The following is a 15,164-nucleotide window of genomic DNA, read 5'->3' as shown; positions in this document are numbered from 1 at the left end:
AATTGGGGGAAATATAATGGGAGCTGTAAAGAAATTAAAAAAACCGTATGTACATAGTAGACATCTGGTAGATCTTGAAGTAGTTGAAACAGCGTCAACTATTCATAATCCAGACGGTACATCATACACCGTAGAACCTGGAGATGTCCTATCAGTTAATGAATTTGGGGAAAAGAATCTTGTGCCAGAAAATCATTTGCCGTATTACTTTGAGGTGGAGAAGCTTGAGGATACCAGTTTCTATGATCGAATGGCCAGAGGCTATGTGGAAATGGGACAAATTAATTCGGGGATTTCTAATGAAAGTGAATTTATAGAATCAGAAGCTGATTTTAGTACAGCAAAGTTTGTTACAGGTAAAAACCATTTGTAATGTTAATCACTTATGATAGCTTAACAGGAAATGTTCAAAGATTCGTTGTGAAAATAACAAATAACAAATATTTTAACGCAAAGAAAATAACTGAGGACACGTTGATTACTGAACCATTCATACATATTACGTACACAATCGGATTTGGTGAAGTGCCGAAGTTGACTCAGATATTCATACATAACAACAAAGAAATGCTGAGAGGGATTTGTTCTAGCGGCAATAAGAATTGGGGCAATAATTTTGGACTTGCTGCAGATAAGATAGCAAACCAATACAAAGTTCCAATCTTACTTAAATTTGAATTAGCAGGGACAAATTCTGATGTAGCTAAGTTTTTACAGGAGGTTAAATTTATTGACAATCAACACAAGCAACATCCCTAGGTGGATTCAATTGAATAACGAGATCATGATTCAGAAGGATGGAAAGTTTCAATTTGAGAAGGACAAGGAAGCTGTAAAGAGTTACTTTATTGATTACGTTAATCAGAATATGTTCTTCTTTCATGATCTGGAAGAAAAATTAGACTACTTACGTAAACATGATTATTACGAAGAAGAATTCTTGAGCCTTTACAGTATTGCCGATATCAAAAAGGTATTCGAGTTTGCTTATAGTTTTAAATTTAGATTCCCATCATTCATGAGTGCATTTAAGTTTTACAATGACTATGCATTAAAGACCAACGATAAAATGAAAATCCTGGAGCGTTATGAAGATCGTATCTCGATTGCAGCGTTGTTTTTGGCAAAGGGAAATACTGATAAAGCTCTAAGATATGTTGAATCCATGATTAAGCAAGAGTATCAACCAGCAACTCCTACATTTATGAATGCTGGACGAAAGCGAAGAGGTGAAATGGTAAGCTGCTTCTTAATTGAAGTTGGAGATAGTTTGAATGATATTTCAAAAGCTATTGATACATCAATGCAACTGTCTAAATTGGGCGGTGGAGTAGCACTCAATTTAAGTAAGATTAGAGCTAAAGGAGAGGCAATTAAAGACATTGATAACTCTACTAAAGGTGTAGTAGGTGTTATGAAACTTTTAGATAATGCCTTCAGATATGCAGATCAGATGGGTCAAAGACAAGGGAGCGGAGCAACATATTTAACAGTATTTCATCCAGATATCAACGAGTTTTTAGATACAAAGAAAATATCAGCAGATGAAGATGTAAGAGCAAAAACACTCTCCATCGGAGTGGTTGTTCCTGACAAATTCATCGAGCTTGCTAGAGAAGACAAAGATTATTATATGTTCTATCCGCACACAGTCTATAAAGAATATGGACAGCATCTTGATGAGATGGACATGGAAGAAATGTATGACGAGCTTGTAGAAAACCCAAATGTAAGAAAAACTAAGGGGAGTGCTCGAAAACTTCTTGAGAAACTGGCCATCCTTAGATACGAATCAGGTTATCCATATATTATGTTCCAAGATAATGTAAACAAGGTTCATGCGAATAACCATATATCTCAGGTTAAATTTTCCAATCTTTGTAGCGAGGTGCTTGAGTCCTCTAAAGTATCAAAGTATACAGACTACGATCAAGAAGATGAAATTGGTTTGGATATTTCATGTAATCTAGGCTCAATGAACATCCTGAATGTCATGAATAATCAATCAATCGAGAAGACAGTTAGAACAGCAGTAGACGCTCTTACAAGGATTTCTGATGCAACTAATATTGTTAATGCTCCAGCAGTTAATAAGGCAAACAAAACAATGAAATCAATTGGATTGGGACAGATGAATCTACATGGATATCTTGCTCAAAATGGTATCCCCTATGAATCAGAAGCAGCGATTGATTTTGCTAATACATATTTTATGATGGTCAATTTTTATTCTCTGAAGCGTTCAATGGAAATCGCTAAGGAAACTGGAGAAACATATTACATGTTTGAAGGATCTACGTATAAATCAGGAAGCTTTTTTGATAAGTATCTAAACATTGATTATTCACCGAAGCTTGAGAAGGTAGCGAAACTGTTTAAGGAGCAGCATATCCCTTCAATTGAAGATTGGAAACAATTAAAGAGTGATGTACAGACATATGGACTCTATCACAGTTACAGACAAGCTGTAGCACCTACTGGAAGTATCTCATATGTACAGTCATCTACCGCAGGTGTAATGCCTATCATGGAAAGAATTGAGGAAAGAACCTACGGAAACAGTAAGACTTATTATCCTATGCCTGGACTGTCTCCGAATAACTGGTTCCTATACAAAGAAGCTTATGATATGGATATGTTCAAGGTTATTGATTTAATTTCAACTATTCAAACTCATGTTGATCAAGGCATCTCGTTTACATTGTTCCTCAAAGACACTATGACAACACGAGATTTAAATAGAATTGATCTGTATGCACATCACAAAGGAATCAAGACTCTTTACTATGCAAGAACTAAGGATACTGGTCAGGATAGTTGTCTTAGCTGCGTTGTTTAAATTTCTGAATCAATGTTTTAAAAATGCGGTTGAATATCAACTTTAATAGATAACTAACTAAAAAGAACATAAACTTTTAAATAAAAAGCCAGCAATTACCTTGATTAAGTTTAATAGCAATTCTAACAAAATTATCACCTCACATTGTTTGTATAAACAACATAAGACCCCGAATGCTGGCTTTAACATTTGGGCGTAAAAGTGTGGAAATAGAATAAATAATACATACAGGGGGATCGTATGATATGAAATTAGAAAGCGTAAAAATACTTGATATGAAGGACGGGGCAATTAATAAGGTTGAGTATGAAGGAACGGCGTATGTGAAGGATGATGACTATGCTGTTAAAGGTGATTTAATATTTATTCAACATGAAACCGATAAAGGATTCTATAAAGTTGAAAACAATAAACATACAGCATGGGTCTGTTTTACAGACAGTTTTAACAGAAAAATGTGTTGTACTCACACTGACTGTACAGTATTCCGTAAGAAACAAGAACGCTTAAAGGTTGGTGATTATGCGAAGGCTATTGGACATTTTTCCAATAGCAAAGTTAATGAGGGAGATATCGTTAAAATCTTGGAGGATGAACCTTGGGCGGATTTCCCACCATTTAAATGTGAATTTATAAGTAAAGAGGATAAAAAAGCTATTTTGTTTTATGAAGATGAACTAGTCCTCGCAACTGAAGATGAAATTAGAGTCGTTAAAGAAGTGGAGACAAAACGAACTGCAAAATTAAAGTGGAGTAAGATTGGACGAAAAGTTGATGAATTTAGAGAAGGAGATATTGTGAAGATACAAGGAACTGAAAAACTTTGTGAAGTTATAGTGGTTGACTACTCTACGCTATATGTTAGAAAAAATTCAGAAGCTGCTGGATTTGAGCTCAAGAAATTAGCGACACTTGTATGTCCAGTTGAAGCAAGGTTTGATCAAAATTAAATTAGAGAAATCATAGAAGGGTAATGATAAATTGACAAATTACACAGCAGCAGATTGGTCAAAGCATGAGGATGAATTCACACAAATGTTTTACAATCAGAACACTAAACAGTTCTGGCTTCCAGAGGAAATCTCATTGCAAGGAGACTTGTTAGCGTGGAAAATGCTTAGTAGCAATGAACAGGATACATACATGAAAGTGCTGGCCGGCTTGGACTTATTAGATACTGAACAAGGTAACACCGGCATGCCTTCTATTTCAGAACATGTAGAAGGTCATCAAAGAAAAGCAGTTTTAAGTTTTATGGGCATGATGGAGAATGCAGTACATGCAAAGTCATACTCTAATATTTTCTTAACTTTAGCTCCAACAGAAAAAATCAGAGAAGTGTTCGAGTGGGTTAAAAATAATAAATATCTGCAAAAGAAAGCCCGCATCATTGTCGATATCTACAGCAACATTAAAAAGGACGATCCGATTTCCCTCTTTAAAGCAATGGTTGCTTCTGTATTTCTGGAGAGTTTCTTGTTCTATAGCGGATTCTATTATCCTCTCTATTTTTATGCGCAAGGTAAACTTATGAACTCAGGAGAGATCATCAATCTCATTATCAGAGACGAAGCGATTCACGGTGCATATATCGGTATGCTTGCGCAAGAAATTTACAACAAGCAAGATGAGGCAAGTCAGGCAGAGCTTTATATGTTCGCAACAGATTTATTACTAGAATTATATGCCAATGAAATTGAGTACACTTCTGATGTATATGATTCAGTTGGACTTTCAGCAGATGTGAAAAAGTTTATTAGGTATAACGGAAATAAAGCTTTAAACACTCTTGGATTTGAAGGAATGTTTGACGAGGAAGACATTAATCCGATTGTGTTGAATGGATTGAACACTAAGACGAAGTCACATGACTTCTTTTCAGGTAAGGGTAATGGGTATAAGAAAGCAACTGTTGAAGCACTTAAAGATGAGGATTTTATCTTTGGTGATATAACTTAACAAAAGAATCTAACTAGCCATAGATTGAAAGCAACATTTAGTCTATATGAAATGGTAATTTTATCGCAATAGGAAAGGAGAGTTAACAATGAAAGTAATTAGACAAAGTGAATTAACAACAACACAATCAGATCTAATAGATACTATCAGAGGTCAAATAAAATATAAGCACTTGCTTGAAATCGTTTCAATTGGGGCAATCGAAGTAGGAGGGCAGAAAGTGCTTTTAAAGGACAGGGGGAACTGCTCCGACATTACTTGGTTTAATACTATTGGGGAAGCTTCCAAATGGACTGTTAGAGACTTGCTAGGTTCAAATGTGATCATCAATCATGATATGTTCGACAAGATTGGTCAAGAAGCTATTGCCAAACTTTCAGTAGAACTATCGAAAGAAGAGCCAGTTGATCTAGGAGTCAATCCGTATTCTTTAAGAGTTGAAGATCTCATGAGAAGTGTTGCCGTAGGGACAGAGATGGAGATTAAGCACGAGAATGGTTTGCAGTATTTCCAAGGAAGCGTGTCTCAATGGCTTTCTAACGGTTTAGAAAGAAAAGATATGTATGTAGCGTGTGTGAGTGTATCTGATAATTCCATGATAGTTGATGTTGTAAGTTAGTGGGCGTAACGGTGATTTTTTTGTTGGGATGGTTTCTAGGCTTGGTTTCTGGAGTTGCAACTGACATTAGGATGAAAATAAGAAACAGGGAGGATGTGACTCAAATCAAAACTCATGAAGAACTAAGAAGTGAATTAACTGTTATTGAGAAAGAAATGAGTCGGCTAGGGACTGTTAAAAATGAGATCAGAAAGCAATTAAATGCTGTATGTCCTCACGAAGATACTTATTTGGTTGACTCTTGGGGAAGTATGGATGACGAGATTAAATACAAATGCCGCAATTGCTATGGATATATAACGGAAGAACAAAATGAAAATAGGGAGATAGATTAATGGGAAAAATGGATGAAGTAATCATTGTAGCTCCAAGAAAAGAATTATTCGAGAATGAGGGATTAGTATTCCAAGGAATCGAATCTGACACTTCTAAAATTAAGCAACTGGTTAAAAATATCAATGAAAACATGTCTACTATGCGAAGAGGGGATGCAGAGGAAAACCCTGATTTCAAACAACCAATCCCTTATGCCGTACTACGAAAAGGAGATAAGGTTTTTGCCTATAAGCGTTTGATTGAGGGTGGAGAAAAAAGACTTCATGACAAGCTCTCCATTGGTGTTGGTGGACATATGAATGCGATTGATGGCTTAAATTTCTTAGAGTCTACTATTGAGAATCTAAAAAGAGAATTGGATGAAGAACTATATATCTCTGACTCTGATTTAAATATCGATATTATTGGCATGATTAATGATGATATGAATGACGTGGGCAAAGTTCATTTGGGACTCCTTTCTGTTATCGATCTCCCAGAAGACGCAGAAGTGTCGGTCAAGGAGATCGATCAGCTTGAAGGATTTTGGCTAACAAAAGAAGATCTTAAAGATCAAGAATTGGTTGAAAGTTTAGAAGAGTGGTCGAAATACGTGGCGGTTATTCTTAACAAAGACAGAAAACATAGGCGGTGACTAGTGGATGTAATTGGTGCAAATTCGGATTCCATAATTACATCTGTTATCATGGAGGACTTTATAAGTCTTTTCACAAATGTAAGAACTGTGGCAAAGAAAAAATATCTAGCGGGAGTATGGATAATAGATAATTATAATTGGAAGAGGTTGAATTAATTGAAGTAGATCATCTAGGTAACGATGATCGTGGAGGACATGGATCAACGGGTACTAAATAAAAGTAGATTCAATGAAATAAAGGGTTAGCAACTATCAAGGTGAAAATAGAGGAGGATTTTAAATTAGGTTACTTTACGGGGAAGTTAGAAGCATTCTGTGAAGACCGTTGGGATTTTGACCAATCATTAGCCAAAAAGGAACTAAGAGAATATTGGGATGAATACGAGATCAATGAACAATATGACGATGCAAGAGAAATTTATAAGGGTATCATTTCCGCAATAGATGAAAGTACTTCATTGGATGCTTATAGAGCATGGTTAATGCCTGTGTATCAAAATACTTCTGTTGATTCAGATACAATGGAATACGTTTGGGACTTTGGCAAAAGAATGCCTTATCGTTTAATTGGCTATTGGGTAGGATTGCAGATGGTTATAGAACAGTTATCAAGCAAAGAAGGTAAAACTGCATAAATCACCCATCAATTTCACTCTCAAAGTTGGATACCCAAAACAAAGGCTACGCATAAAGAATACGTAGCCTGTAGGCTTAAATGAAATCGTAACTCGCAACCTCTGTATCATAGTAAAACTGGTAAAGGTCGTCATGAACCCACTCAACAAATTCATTAATTGTAAGATCGTAAGCATGAATTGTTAATGCACTGCCTCTGTTTTTATAGCCGTTTGCAAGTGTTTCATCTGTTTCTGTGTAGATTAGCACTTTAACAATTCCATTTTTCTTTAGATTAAGTTCGCTACTCAGGGTTTCGACTACACTATTGACACAGTTAAGAGCTGAAGTGCTTTTGTGATCCAATGAATCGTATATATGAAGAACTTTTCTTTCAAGTTCTAGTGTAAACACATAGTAACTTTTGTTGTCATCTCCTGCATCGCTAATTCTTCCTTGAATAATATTTGTTGAAGAAATATTCATGAACAAACCACCTTTTTATGAATTATTTAACACTTTTATTATACCAAATAATCTAATTTTTAGGTAATGATAACCATCGGCAGCATAGGATTTTCAATAAAAGAAGACAATTAAATAAAAGGGAGGAAATATGATTAAAACTGATACAATGTATGCCTTGTTAGCAAAGATAGAAAAACAAATTAAAGTATATGAACTTATGGACGATGATCCAGAAATGAAAATGAAAGCATTGGAAAACATGATTAAAGAGTTTGATCTGATTGGAGATGGAGCACTAGAAGGTATAAAACAAGCTACTGCTTTATTAAAGAAAGTTGGAAGTGAAGACGTTGGAAATAGAATTGAGATGCTTAATACAAAGAAAAAAGCTGAGACAGTTTAGCTCAGCTTTATAAATCCAACGGTTCAAAAGGATCATCCATGTCGATTGGTTTGCCTTGAGGATGAACCGGAAAGTCATCTACTAGTTTAATTTTTTTAACTTGTACACGGTATTGTTTTATTGCATTAATTATATTGTTAAGATTTCCTTCATCTGTTGTATTCGATCCCCAGGCACAAACAAATTCATCTTCTGACCTTGTAGCTAAGTAATTCTTAATTACATCTAAGATTTTCAATACAACGGTATCATATTCGCTTTTGTCGTTTTTCATAAGTTTTTTCACATAAGATATAAGTTGATTTGAATCAGTTAAATAAAATGGAAGTACATTAAAGATAAAAATTTTGGATGCATCTTGTTTGTAAGCTGCGGCTATTATTTTATTTATGGTGAGGTCTGATTCATGCTCATTAGCTTTACTAGGATTTTTAAGAATATAGGTTATTACCTTATTAGTATCTTTATCAGTTTTTATGACTAATGATGTTCTAACATTAATCGTTTTTCCTTGCTGACTTACAAATGAGTGGCAATCACAGATTTTTTCAATTACATACTCAGGATAAGAAATGGATTTGTTAGTTGTTTTAGCTATGGAAAGCACCGCCTTGTTTTATTATGAATCTATTATAACTTAAGGAGAGATATATTGGAAAAAGAGTACCTAAATTTATTGCAAAAAATTTATACATATGGTTATGACACTGAAGACAGAACGGAAACGGGTATGAGAAGCCTTTTTGGTGAAACAATGGAGTTTAATTTGGCTAAAGGATTTCCGTTGATAACAACTAAAAAGATGTTTACTAGGGGTGTTTTTGGGGAGTTGCTATGGTTTTTAAGTGGCTCAACGTCCAATAACGATTTAGAAGAAAAGTACAACATTAAGTTTTGGAAAGAATGGGCGAATGAAGCTGGGCAGCTACCAAATATCTACGGTAAACAATGGACTAGATGGGAAGACGGTCGTGGGAACATTTTTAATCAAATTAAGTATGTGATTGATCAGATTAAAAACAATCCAACAAGCAGACGTATCTTATTCACTGGATGGAATGCTTCAGAGATGCAATGGGAAGATACAGCATTACCATGTTGTCACAGTACAGTTGTTCAGTTTTACGTGGAAGGTGAATACTTGCATATGTATCACTATCAACGTTCAGGAGACATGTTTTTAGGTGTGCCAGTTAACATCGCTTCATATGCAACTCTATTGACCATAATTGCTCAACAATGTGATCTAAAGCCAGGTATCATGAAACACACAATTGGAGTTGCTCATATCTATCACAATCATTTAGATCAAGTTAATGAACAACTAACCAGATCTCCATACCAAGCCCCAAGGCTTAACATCAAACGGAAACCAAATTCAATCTTTGAGTATAGCCTAGAAGACTTTGAAGTGATTGATTATGAACACCATCCATTGATCAAAGGAGATGTAGCAATTTGATCAGTATAGTTGCAGCGTGCGACATGAACATGGGAATTGGATTGAACGGCAAACTCTTATATTCTGTTAAAGAAGATATGAAAAGGTTCAAAGAACTAACTGAAGGTAAACGATGCATACAGGGTCGCAAAACATATGAATCAATTATTGAGCTTAACGGCAAGCCTCTGTCTAACAGAACAAATGTTGTTTTAACAAAGGATAAGTCATATAAAGCCTTACCAGGCACATTTGTATATCATTCAATTGATGAGGTACTGAAATTAATTAACGGCCAAGCTAATCGTGGAGATGAAGTTATGATTATAGGAGGCAGTGAGATATATAAACAGTTTCTTAATCATGCAAGCAATGTTTATTTAACAATGTTTCATGATATGTCTGAAGCAGACTCATATTTTCCTAGTCTTAATGACAACTGGTTAAGAAATAGTAGTGAACATCACTACAGAGACAAAGGGAGACCTGTTGGGTACAGTTTCATCCATTATAAAAATGCAAATAACATATAATTTATATTGACTAAAATACAAATTACATATATTATAAAGATAAGCCAAATCGGTTTATCTTTTTTAATTTAAAAAGGGGGATGATTGAATGTGTAAAGCAACTAAATACATAAAAGAAATTGAAGTGAAAGTAAACGAACTAAATGAAATCAAGAAAAAGATCGATAAGGACATTGAATTCTATAGAAAAGAAGTTAGCAGAACAGATAAAGAACTCAGTGAGTTTTATCATGACTTAGAAGTTGCAGTATTCAATGCCTGTGAAGGATGGAGCCTATCTAAAAGAGGGCAAGCAATTCTTATTGAAAGAAGAAAAGTCAAATGTGAATACGACAAACTTCGTATGATTAGAGATACACTCGGAAAGTCCTTGCTGAGTGTTGATGAAAAAGAAATCAAAACAATTGAAAATGCCAAGCGCCGTATCAATAAAACAAATAACAACTTGATCAAGTGGAAATCTGAATCTAAGAAGAATCATTTAAAAGCTATTTAAACTACATAAAATCTGAATTTTAATGAGAATTCAAAGGAGAGATACATATTGACTTTTAAAAGAACATGTGACGTAGAAAGACAAGATCAATACACTATTGAATTTGATGAGAGTGTATTAAATGAAGAATGGATGCAACAATTTAGAGAAACGTTTTATGACTTCACAACATTAACAGAACATGCAGAGCATATCGCTCAATTCAGAGCGAGAAACGGTTCAAAGTTCATTGAGGGGTACGGAATTCCTTTAGAAAATGGGAAAGCTCCTAGGTGGGCAGATATGAAAGATGTAAATAAGGCCATTAATATTATTGATGGGAATGCAAGCATGGATGTGTATTCTTATTAAAAAGGAGGGGTTCGCCTTGTTTTGGTTCAAGAAAAAAAGAAAAACAGGAGCGAAAGTGTTTCCATAGTTATTCTTTAGTCGATTACTACAGCTACTTTTCCGAATCTTTAGATCTTGAAAATGAGTACGAAATAAGATGCAAACACTGCTTTAATAAAAGAAATGTAGATGAGTACACATTTAATAAACTCAAAGAACTTAAGCTAATGGAGGTGTAGACCATTAAAAGTGAATCACATCAAAAATTAAATGAGCTAGAAAAAAGCAAATATAAGCTTAAATCGGATATCTTAGAGAAAAAAAGAGACTTACTACATATTAAAACAAATCAAAACCCACTTGCACTGGAGCGACTCTTCGAATTAAGTGAAGTGTTACAACTGACTGAGGAATGTGAATGGGTCAGCTCATCAATTGCTATTGAAGCGGTAAAGGCCAATAAAGAATTCCTAAAGCTATTCGATGTCAAAGAAGATTCCAAAGCTTACATAAACAAAGAAGAGTTTAATAGGCTACATGAAGAGTTTATCAGAATTAAATTCGAACAAAACAACATTTAGCTGTTAATTTTATATGAATCAACTCTATACTGTTTATGTAGCAAATTATGGAGGCTGATACTATGAATGGAAGAGAACAAGCTGAAGAAAAGATTATTGATTTTTTAAAGTCTGATGAAAGGGTCGCAATTGTAACTGGTACTCATATGCATCAAAAGCTAGACCTAGTTATTAATGTGCTATGTGAACACTTATATGGAGAGAATATTCTTTTCAGAACCTACACATTAGAGAACGCATCAAGATTTTTGAAGTCATCAGCAAAACTTAAAACTGGTGTAGCTTATCGTGGAGGTCTTAATAACATTTATATAGACACCTTGAAAGAAAGAACATGGGGTAAGCATGCTGATCCAATCCATACTGCGGTTGTGTATCCACTTAAACCAATGAGCTCTGAAAAACTAAGAGCAGAAGCTTTATCTAACTTGCTTGATCGTGTGAAAGTTAAGAAACTCATATTGGTAAGTAATCAAGATGCATTGGATCTCACGTGGGCTGCATCAATTAACACTAAGATTGTTTATGACTCCCTAGAAGATGATCCAAACTATCATCAAAGAGTGATAGATGACATTGCTAGTAAAGGGTTTAAAAGACTATAGGGGCTTTTGCCCCTCAGTTTAAATTAGGAGGTTAGAATTGTGATTATGTTGTATTGCATGAAGACAGCAGTCCATTTTTCAATTTCACCATAGACCAAACTGTATTTAAGGTGGGCGATATAATTGAACACGAAAGTCTACATGGCAAGCATAAAGTTCTGTTCACTGATGCTGCAACAGTAACTGTTAAACCAATGGTTTAAAACGTTGATTTTATTGAAAGGAGATGTGGTTTATGTATACAGAGGTAACAGGTTTTAATAAAGTGATTACATTTACAAAGGACAGTCTGGACAAAAATCAAACAGTAAAGATTACGCCATTAGGGAATGACTGCTATCGAATCGAAATGTCTTCACAAGGAAAATATCAATAAAATAAAAATTACACTTATTCGAAAGGGGTGATCCAGTGAGTGAATTGGAATGGTGGGGAATTGATTTAAAAATCAAAGACGAATCTTCGAAGGCCTTGCTTATAAAACTGTTTAGAACGATTAAACAAACATTTGAGAACCTATACAATATTAAACGATCATCAATTGATACTGCCCTTAAAGAATTAGAAAAAGTGATTCCTGAGTATGAAAAACGAATTGTTCCATTTCTACAGAGTGAATTAACTTTGCTTAGAGAAGGAATCAAAAATATCAGGATATGTGACAGAGAGTTCATTTTAAGATTGGAATATGATTTATATATTTATGAACCAGAAATCGATTGCGTTTATCCTGTAAGCAGCAGAGATACTATAATCACATTTTTCAATAGGTTAAATGAAGATATTAAAAGACTAAGTAAACTTAATAAAATGTATAAGATTGCAAAGAAAAACACTGAAACAGATGCAAATGGTTTAACATTAATTGGAGCTAGTGATGATTGGAGAGATTAAATCAATGATTAAAACATTGAAATCGAAAATTAAAAGAGAAGAGGAACTCCCAAAAGATTATGTGAGAGGGTTTTACTCAGGAGTATTCTATTCAAATTTAATCTTTATGCCATTGCTTTTTCTAATGCTATTTCATATGTGGGGAGTCATTAATAGATGAGTCAATTAAAAATCAATTCAAATATCCAATGGTTAGAAGAGAGGACGATCATTTTAGCTCCAACTGGCAGTTATGCATATGGAACAAACACAGCAGAGTCTGATAAAGACTTCAAAGGAGTATGCATTCCACCAAAAGAGTTTTACTTAGGCCTTGAATCTTTTAATGAGTATAACAACAGTGGAGGAAAGAATTTTAAAAACACTAAAGATGATGTTGATATCAATATTATCCATATCAACAAATTTGTTAAGGATGTAATGGAAGGTGTACCTAATAACATTGAACTGTTGTTTGTTAGAGATGAAGATTATCTTAAAGTAACATCTCTTGGCCAGAAATTAATTGACAATAGACATTTGTTTTTAACTAAGAATATTCAAAAGAAATTTGGCGGTTACGCACATTCTCAAATGCAGAAATTAAAAAACACCATCTCTAATGGTGCAGCAAGAAAAGACCTGGTAGATGCTCATTGGTACGATACAAAATTCTTCATGCATAGTATCAGACTTCTTACAAGTGCTATTGAGATTCTTCGAACTGGTGACTTTAGTACGTTCCGACCAAACCGTGAGTTTCTTATTGATTGCAGGTCAGGAAAGTTTGATTTTGAAGAAGCGCTTCAAATGATCGATGCCTATGATCAAGAGTTGAAAGCTGCTGTCCATGTGTCACGTATTCCTGAAAGACCAGACTACGATACGGTAAATAGATTGCTAATTGAGCTAAATGAAGAAGCTTTAGAATGGTAAAGAAAGCTCAAAAAAGAATAAATAACATATATCGAATGGAGGTTGGTGTAAGGTGAGCAATATTTATTCATGGTATGGCGTGGACTTCAAAAGAAGCGCCTCAAAAAACATTCAGAATGCTTTTGAGGAATGGCTTAATTTAATTAAAGATGAACTTCATAAATATTTTGAGGCAAGTGAAACTGACACATTGCAAGAATTATTAGATGAAAGCAATAACGATAAATATTTTGTTGAATGGTTTAATGAAATTGGTTTTTCTTCTCTACAACAAATGAATGTAGAAATGGTATTAGAGGAAGACAGATTTGTTAACTTTGTTGAGTTCGATAAATTCGTTATTGAAAATGAACATGAGTGGGAGCAAGAACACAAAGAGATGAGAGGTACATTAATTTCAGTTATTAAGGAGATGCCAGAAACAATGAGGATGTTATTTTAATGGATAGAAAAGTTTTAGAAGCATTAATTCAAATATATCAAAATGATTTTATGAGCGGCTATCGTGAAGATGACAAAGATGAATTAAGAGTTGTTTTCCTTGAATTAATCGTACATACAACAAGATATATTAATGATTTTCGTTATTGTAGTAAAGAGAATTGTCCGTGCAGCCCTGAACACGACCTTAAAAAATGGATCAACACCTATCACGAAGACATTTTCTTAAAAATGATTGGAGATTATGCACTTAGCGACTTTCCATCTAAGAAAGTGAAAGAATTTTTACTTCAATTTAAAACAAAGGAGAATCAAAATGAAAAAGAGATTGAGGAAGAAGCTTAGGAAAATTGAACAATTAAGACGGGCTGAAGAATGGATAAATGATTTGAGAACTAGGAGTCAAAAAAAGATCAGATTTCTGTTAAAGCAAGGAGAATCTTTCACAAATGACATTCTAAAAATTGTGCTTGATGAAGGAGCTTGCACAGAAAGTGACGTAGACTTTGAAAGTTTTCATTCCTTACATGGAGCTATGCATCACTACGCTTCAAAATCAAACAGACTAATTGAACATTTTAGTAATGACGAGTTTCTTGGAACAGTGGCTTATTATTTAATCAATGATAAGGCTCTCAAAGTAAGAGAGTTGCAGGACATGGGCACAATATCTTATTTTGAAAAAGCCTCTGTAGATGAGGTAAAAGAGGATATGCTTATATCTTTTGATGAGTTAATTGATTATTTGAACTGTATTAAAAATGACGATAGAATCTATTTGTTTTGAGGTGATGAAATGAAAGGACTACATGTAGAAGGAACATTCTTTAAAGAAAACGGCACACAGTTTACATATGATGAGTTTATTGAATTGATTGAAGCGAACGGTATTGAGTTTTATGGAAGTACTTGTATTCAAGATGATAAAGGCAACTTTTTAAGTGATGCTGGAGTTGTCATTACAGACCAAGTAAATAAGCAGAGAATGAGAGAAATCGAGAAAGACATAGAGTTTAAGTAGTGATTGGTGCTTGTTGTATATCTGTTGTAAA

The 15,164-nt window shown here is 34.3% G+C and carries 23 protein-coding genes and 2 pseudogenes; 23 read left to right on the top strand and 2 right to left on the bottom strand.

Going from position 1 to position 15,164, the window contains the following annotated elements; genetic code table 11:
* Positions 1-16: 16 nt before the first annotated feature.
* From MHH26_RS07910 to MHH26_RS07865, 10 genes and pseudogenes are all read left to right on the top strand, one after another.
* A complete protein-coding gene (locus MHH26_RS07910; protein ID WP_340972978.1) occupies positions 17-373 on the top strand; it encodes an antitoxin endoai in 357 nt (118 codons plus the stop codon).
* Positions 373-759, top strand: a complete 387-nt coding sequence (gene nrdI / locus MHH26_RS07905; protein WP_340972976.1) for a class Ib ribonucleoside-diphosphate reductase assembly flavoprotein NrdI — start codon at positions 373-375, stop codon at positions 757-759. The genes MHH26_RS07910 and nrdI overlap by 1 nt, the downstream gene beginning before the upstream one ends.
* Positions 737-2,839, top strand: coding sequence for a class 1b ribonucleoside-diphosphate reductase subunit alpha (nrdE, locus tag MHH26_RS07900; protein WP_340973804.1), 2,103 nt, complete (start codon positions 737-739; stop codon positions 2,837-2,839). The genes nrdI and nrdE overlap by 23 nt, the downstream gene beginning before the upstream one ends.
* Before the next feature lie 245 nt (positions 2,840-3,084).
* Entirely contained in the window at positions 3,085-3,789 is a 705-nt protein-coding gene (locus tag MHH26_RS07895) for a hypothetical protein (protein WP_340972974.1), read from the top strand.
* 31 nt (positions 3,790-3,820) lie between these two features.
* The gene (gene nrdF, locus MHH26_RS07890) at positions 3,821-4,798 is read left to right on the top strand and encodes a class 1b ribonucleoside-diphosphate reductase subunit beta (RefSeq protein WP_340972972.1); all 978 of its coding nucleotides are present in this window, start codon (positions 3,821-3,823) and stop codon (positions 4,796-4,798) included.
* Between the two features lie 88 nt (positions 4,799-4,886).
* Positions 4,887-5,417, top strand: coding sequence for a hypothetical protein (locus MHH26_RS07885; protein WP_340972970.1), 531 nt, complete (start codon positions 4,887-4,889; stop codon positions 5,415-5,417).
* Between the two features lie 23 nt (positions 5,418-5,440).
* Positions 5,441-5,752, top strand: a complete 312-nt coding sequence (locus tag MHH26_RS07880) for a hypothetical protein (protein WP_340972968.1) — start codon at positions 5,441-5,443, stop codon at positions 5,750-5,752.
* A complete protein-coding gene (locus tag MHH26_RS07875) occupies positions 5,752-6,387 on the top strand; it encodes a hypothetical protein (RefSeq protein WP_340972966.1) in 636 nt (211 codons plus the stop codon). The genes MHH26_RS07880 and MHH26_RS07875 overlap by 1 nt, the downstream gene beginning before the upstream one ends.
* Positions 6,388-6,536: 149 nt before the next feature.
* Positions 6,537-6,608: pseudogene (locus tag MHH26_RS07870) on the top strand (deoxyuridine 5'-triphosphate nucleotidohydrolase); the annotation flags it as partial.
* A 63-nt stretch (positions 6,609-6,671) separates the two neighbouring features.
* Positions 6,672-7,025: pseudogene (locus MHH26_RS07865) on the top strand (hypothetical protein); the annotation flags it as partial.
* A 76-nt stretch (positions 7,026-7,101) separates the two neighbouring features.
* Here MHH26_RS07865 and MHH26_RS07860 read toward each other — a convergent pair.
* On the bottom strand, positions 7,102-7,491 hold the full coding sequence (locus MHH26_RS07860) for a hypothetical protein (protein ID WP_340972964.1): 390 nt from the start codon (positions 7,489-7,491) through the stop codon (positions 7,102-7,104).
* A gap of 130 nt (positions 7,492-7,621) precedes the next feature.
* Here MHH26_RS07860 and MHH26_RS07855 point away from each other — a divergent pair, with 130 nt between their 5' ends.
* Positions 7,622-7,876 (top strand): hypothetical protein, encoded by a 255-nt coding sequence (locus tag MHH26_RS07855; protein ID WP_340972962.1) that lies wholly within the window; start codon positions 7,622-7,624, stop codon positions 7,874-7,876.
* A 7-nt stretch (positions 7,877-7,883) separates the two neighbouring features.
* On the opposite strand, the gene MHH26_RS07850 is transcribed toward MHH26_RS07855, so the two are convergent.
* Complete coding sequence (locus tag MHH26_RS07850) at positions 7,884-8,483, bottom strand: DUF1643 domain-containing protein (protein WP_340972960.1); 600 nt, start codon at positions 8,481-8,483, stop codon at positions 7,884-7,886.
* Between the two features lie 45 nt (positions 8,484-8,528).
* On the opposite strand from MHH26_RS07850, the gene MHH26_RS07845 reads away from it, so the two are divergent.
* The 12 genes from MHH26_RS07845 (at position 8,529) to MHH26_RS07790 (ending at position 15,133) form a co-directional block, all read left to right on the top strand.
* Positions 8,529-9,338, top strand: coding sequence for a thymidylate synthase (locus MHH26_RS07845; RefSeq protein ID WP_340972958.1), 810 nt, complete (start codon positions 8,529-8,531; stop codon positions 9,336-9,338).
* Positions 9,335-9,850 (top strand): dihydrofolate reductase, encoded by a 516-nt coding sequence (locus tag MHH26_RS07840; protein ID WP_340972956.1) that lies wholly within the window; start codon positions 9,335-9,337, stop codon positions 9,848-9,850. The genes MHH26_RS07845 and MHH26_RS07840 overlap by 4 nt, the downstream gene beginning before the upstream one ends.
* Before the next feature lie 88 nt (positions 9,851-9,938).
* Positions 9,939-10,346 (top strand): hypothetical protein, encoded by a 408-nt coding sequence (locus MHH26_RS07835; RefSeq protein WP_340972954.1) that lies wholly within the window; start codon positions 9,939-9,941, stop codon positions 10,344-10,346.
* Positions 10,347-10,394: 48 nt separating this feature from the next.
* Complete coding sequence (locus MHH26_RS07830) at positions 10,395-10,697, top strand: hypothetical protein (protein WP_268417159.1); 303 nt, start codon at positions 10,395-10,397, stop codon at positions 10,695-10,697.
* Between the two features lie 622 nt (positions 10,698-11,319).
* On the top strand, positions 11,320-11,862 hold the full coding sequence (locus tag MHH26_RS07825; RefSeq protein WP_340972949.1) for a hypothetical protein: 543 nt from the start codon (positions 11,320-11,322) through the stop codon (positions 11,860-11,862).
* 235 nt (positions 11,863-12,097) lie between these two features.
* Positions 12,098-12,238, top strand: coding sequence for a hypothetical protein (locus MHH26_RS07820; protein ID WP_340972947.1), 141 nt, complete (start codon positions 12,098-12,100; stop codon positions 12,236-12,238).
* Positions 12,239-12,273: 35 nt separating this feature from the next.
* A complete protein-coding gene (locus tag MHH26_RS07815; protein WP_340972946.1) occupies positions 12,274-12,756 on the top strand; it encodes a hypothetical protein in 483 nt (160 codons plus the stop codon).
* A gap of 156 nt (positions 12,757-12,912) precedes the next feature.
* Entirely contained in the window at positions 12,913-13,671 is a 759-nt protein-coding gene (locus MHH26_RS07810) for a nucleotidyltransferase domain-containing protein (protein ID WP_340972944.1), read from the top strand.
* Between the two features lie 52 nt (positions 13,672-13,723).
* Positions 13,724-14,113, top strand: a complete 390-nt coding sequence (locus MHH26_RS07805) for a hypothetical protein (RefSeq protein ID WP_340972942.1) — start codon at positions 13,724-13,726, stop codon at positions 14,111-14,113.
* Positions 14,113-14,457 (top strand): hypothetical protein, encoded by a 345-nt coding sequence (locus MHH26_RS07800; RefSeq protein ID WP_338335437.1) that lies wholly within the window; start codon positions 14,113-14,115, stop codon positions 14,455-14,457. The genes MHH26_RS07805 and MHH26_RS07800 overlap by 1 nt, the downstream gene beginning before the upstream one ends.
* A complete protein-coding gene (locus MHH26_RS07795) occupies positions 14,429-14,899 on the top strand; it encodes a hypothetical protein (protein WP_338335436.1) in 471 nt (156 codons plus the stop codon). The genes MHH26_RS07800 and MHH26_RS07795 overlap by 29 nt, the downstream gene beginning before the upstream one ends.
* Positions 14,900-14,908: 9 nt before the next feature.
* On the top strand, positions 14,909-15,133 hold the full coding sequence (locus tag MHH26_RS07790) for a hypothetical protein (RefSeq protein WP_340972937.1): 225 nt from the start codon (positions 14,909-14,911) through the stop codon (positions 15,131-15,133).
* Positions 15,134-15,164: the final 31 nt, after the last annotated feature.

Source organism: Bacillus sp. FSL K6-2839, from assembly GCF_038003365.1.
In the GTDB taxonomy this organism is placed as follows: domain Bacteria; phylum Bacillota; class Bacilli; order Bacillales; family Bacillaceae; genus Bacillus.
Note: the sequence above shows the minus strand (reverse complement) of the source record. Positions and strands in the feature narration are given on the sequence as shown.

Excerpts from the sequence above, each read along its gene's own strand:
- MHH26_RS07910 (WP_340972978.1), top strand. The coding sequence starts at position 17 with ATGGGAGCTGTAAAGAAATTAAAAAAACCGTATGTACATAGTAGACAT.
- nrdI (WP_340972976.1), top strand. The coding sequence starts at position 373 with ATGTTAATCACTTATGATAGCTTAACAGGAAATGTTCAAAGATTCGTT.
- MHH26_RS07895 (WP_340972974.1), top strand. The coding sequence starts at position 3,085 with ATGAAATTAGAAAGCGTAAAAATACTTGATATGAAGGACGGGGCAATT.
- MHH26_RS07885 (WP_340972970.1), top strand. The coding sequence starts at position 4,887 with ATGAAAGTAATTAGACAAAGTGAATTAACAACAACACAATCAGATCTA.
- MHH26_RS07875 (WP_340972966.1), top strand. The coding sequence starts at position 5,752 with ATGGGAAAAATGGATGAAGTAATCATTGTAGCTCCAAGAAAAGAATTA.
- MHH26_RS07860 (WP_340972964.1), bottom strand. The coding sequence starts at position 7,491 with ATGAATATTTCTTCAACAAATATTATTCAAGGAAGAATTAGCGATGCA.
- MHH26_RS07855 (WP_340972962.1), top strand. The coding sequence starts at position 7,622 with ATGATTAAAACTGATACAATGTATGCCTTGTTAGCAAAGATAGAAAAA.
- MHH26_RS07835 (WP_340972954.1), top strand. The coding sequence starts at position 9,939 with ATGTGTAAAGCAACTAAATACATAAAAGAAATTGAAGTGAAAGTAAAC.
- MHH26_RS07825 (WP_340972949.1), top strand. The coding sequence starts at position 11,320 with ATGAATGGAAGAGAACAAGCTGAAGAAAAGATTATTGATTTTTTAAAG.
- MHH26_RS07820 (WP_340972947.1), top strand. The coding sequence starts at position 12,098 with ATGTATACAGAGGTAACAGGTTTTAATAAAGTGATTACATTTACAAAG.
- MHH26_RS07810 (WP_340972944.1), top strand. The coding sequence starts at position 12,913 with ATGAGTCAATTAAAAATCAATTCAAATATCCAATGGTTAGAAGAGAGG.
- MHH26_RS07800 (WP_338335437.1), top strand. The coding sequence starts at position 14,113 with ATGGATAGAAAAGTTTTAGAAGCATTAATTCAAATATATCAAAATGAT.
- MHH26_RS07795 (WP_338335436.1), top strand. The coding sequence starts at position 14,429 with ATGAAAAAGAGATTGAGGAAGAAGCTTAGGAAAATTGAACAATTAAGA.
- MHH26_RS07790 (WP_340972937.1), top strand. The coding sequence starts at position 14,909 with ATGAAAGGACTACATGTAGAAGGAACATTCTTTAAAGAAAACGGCACA.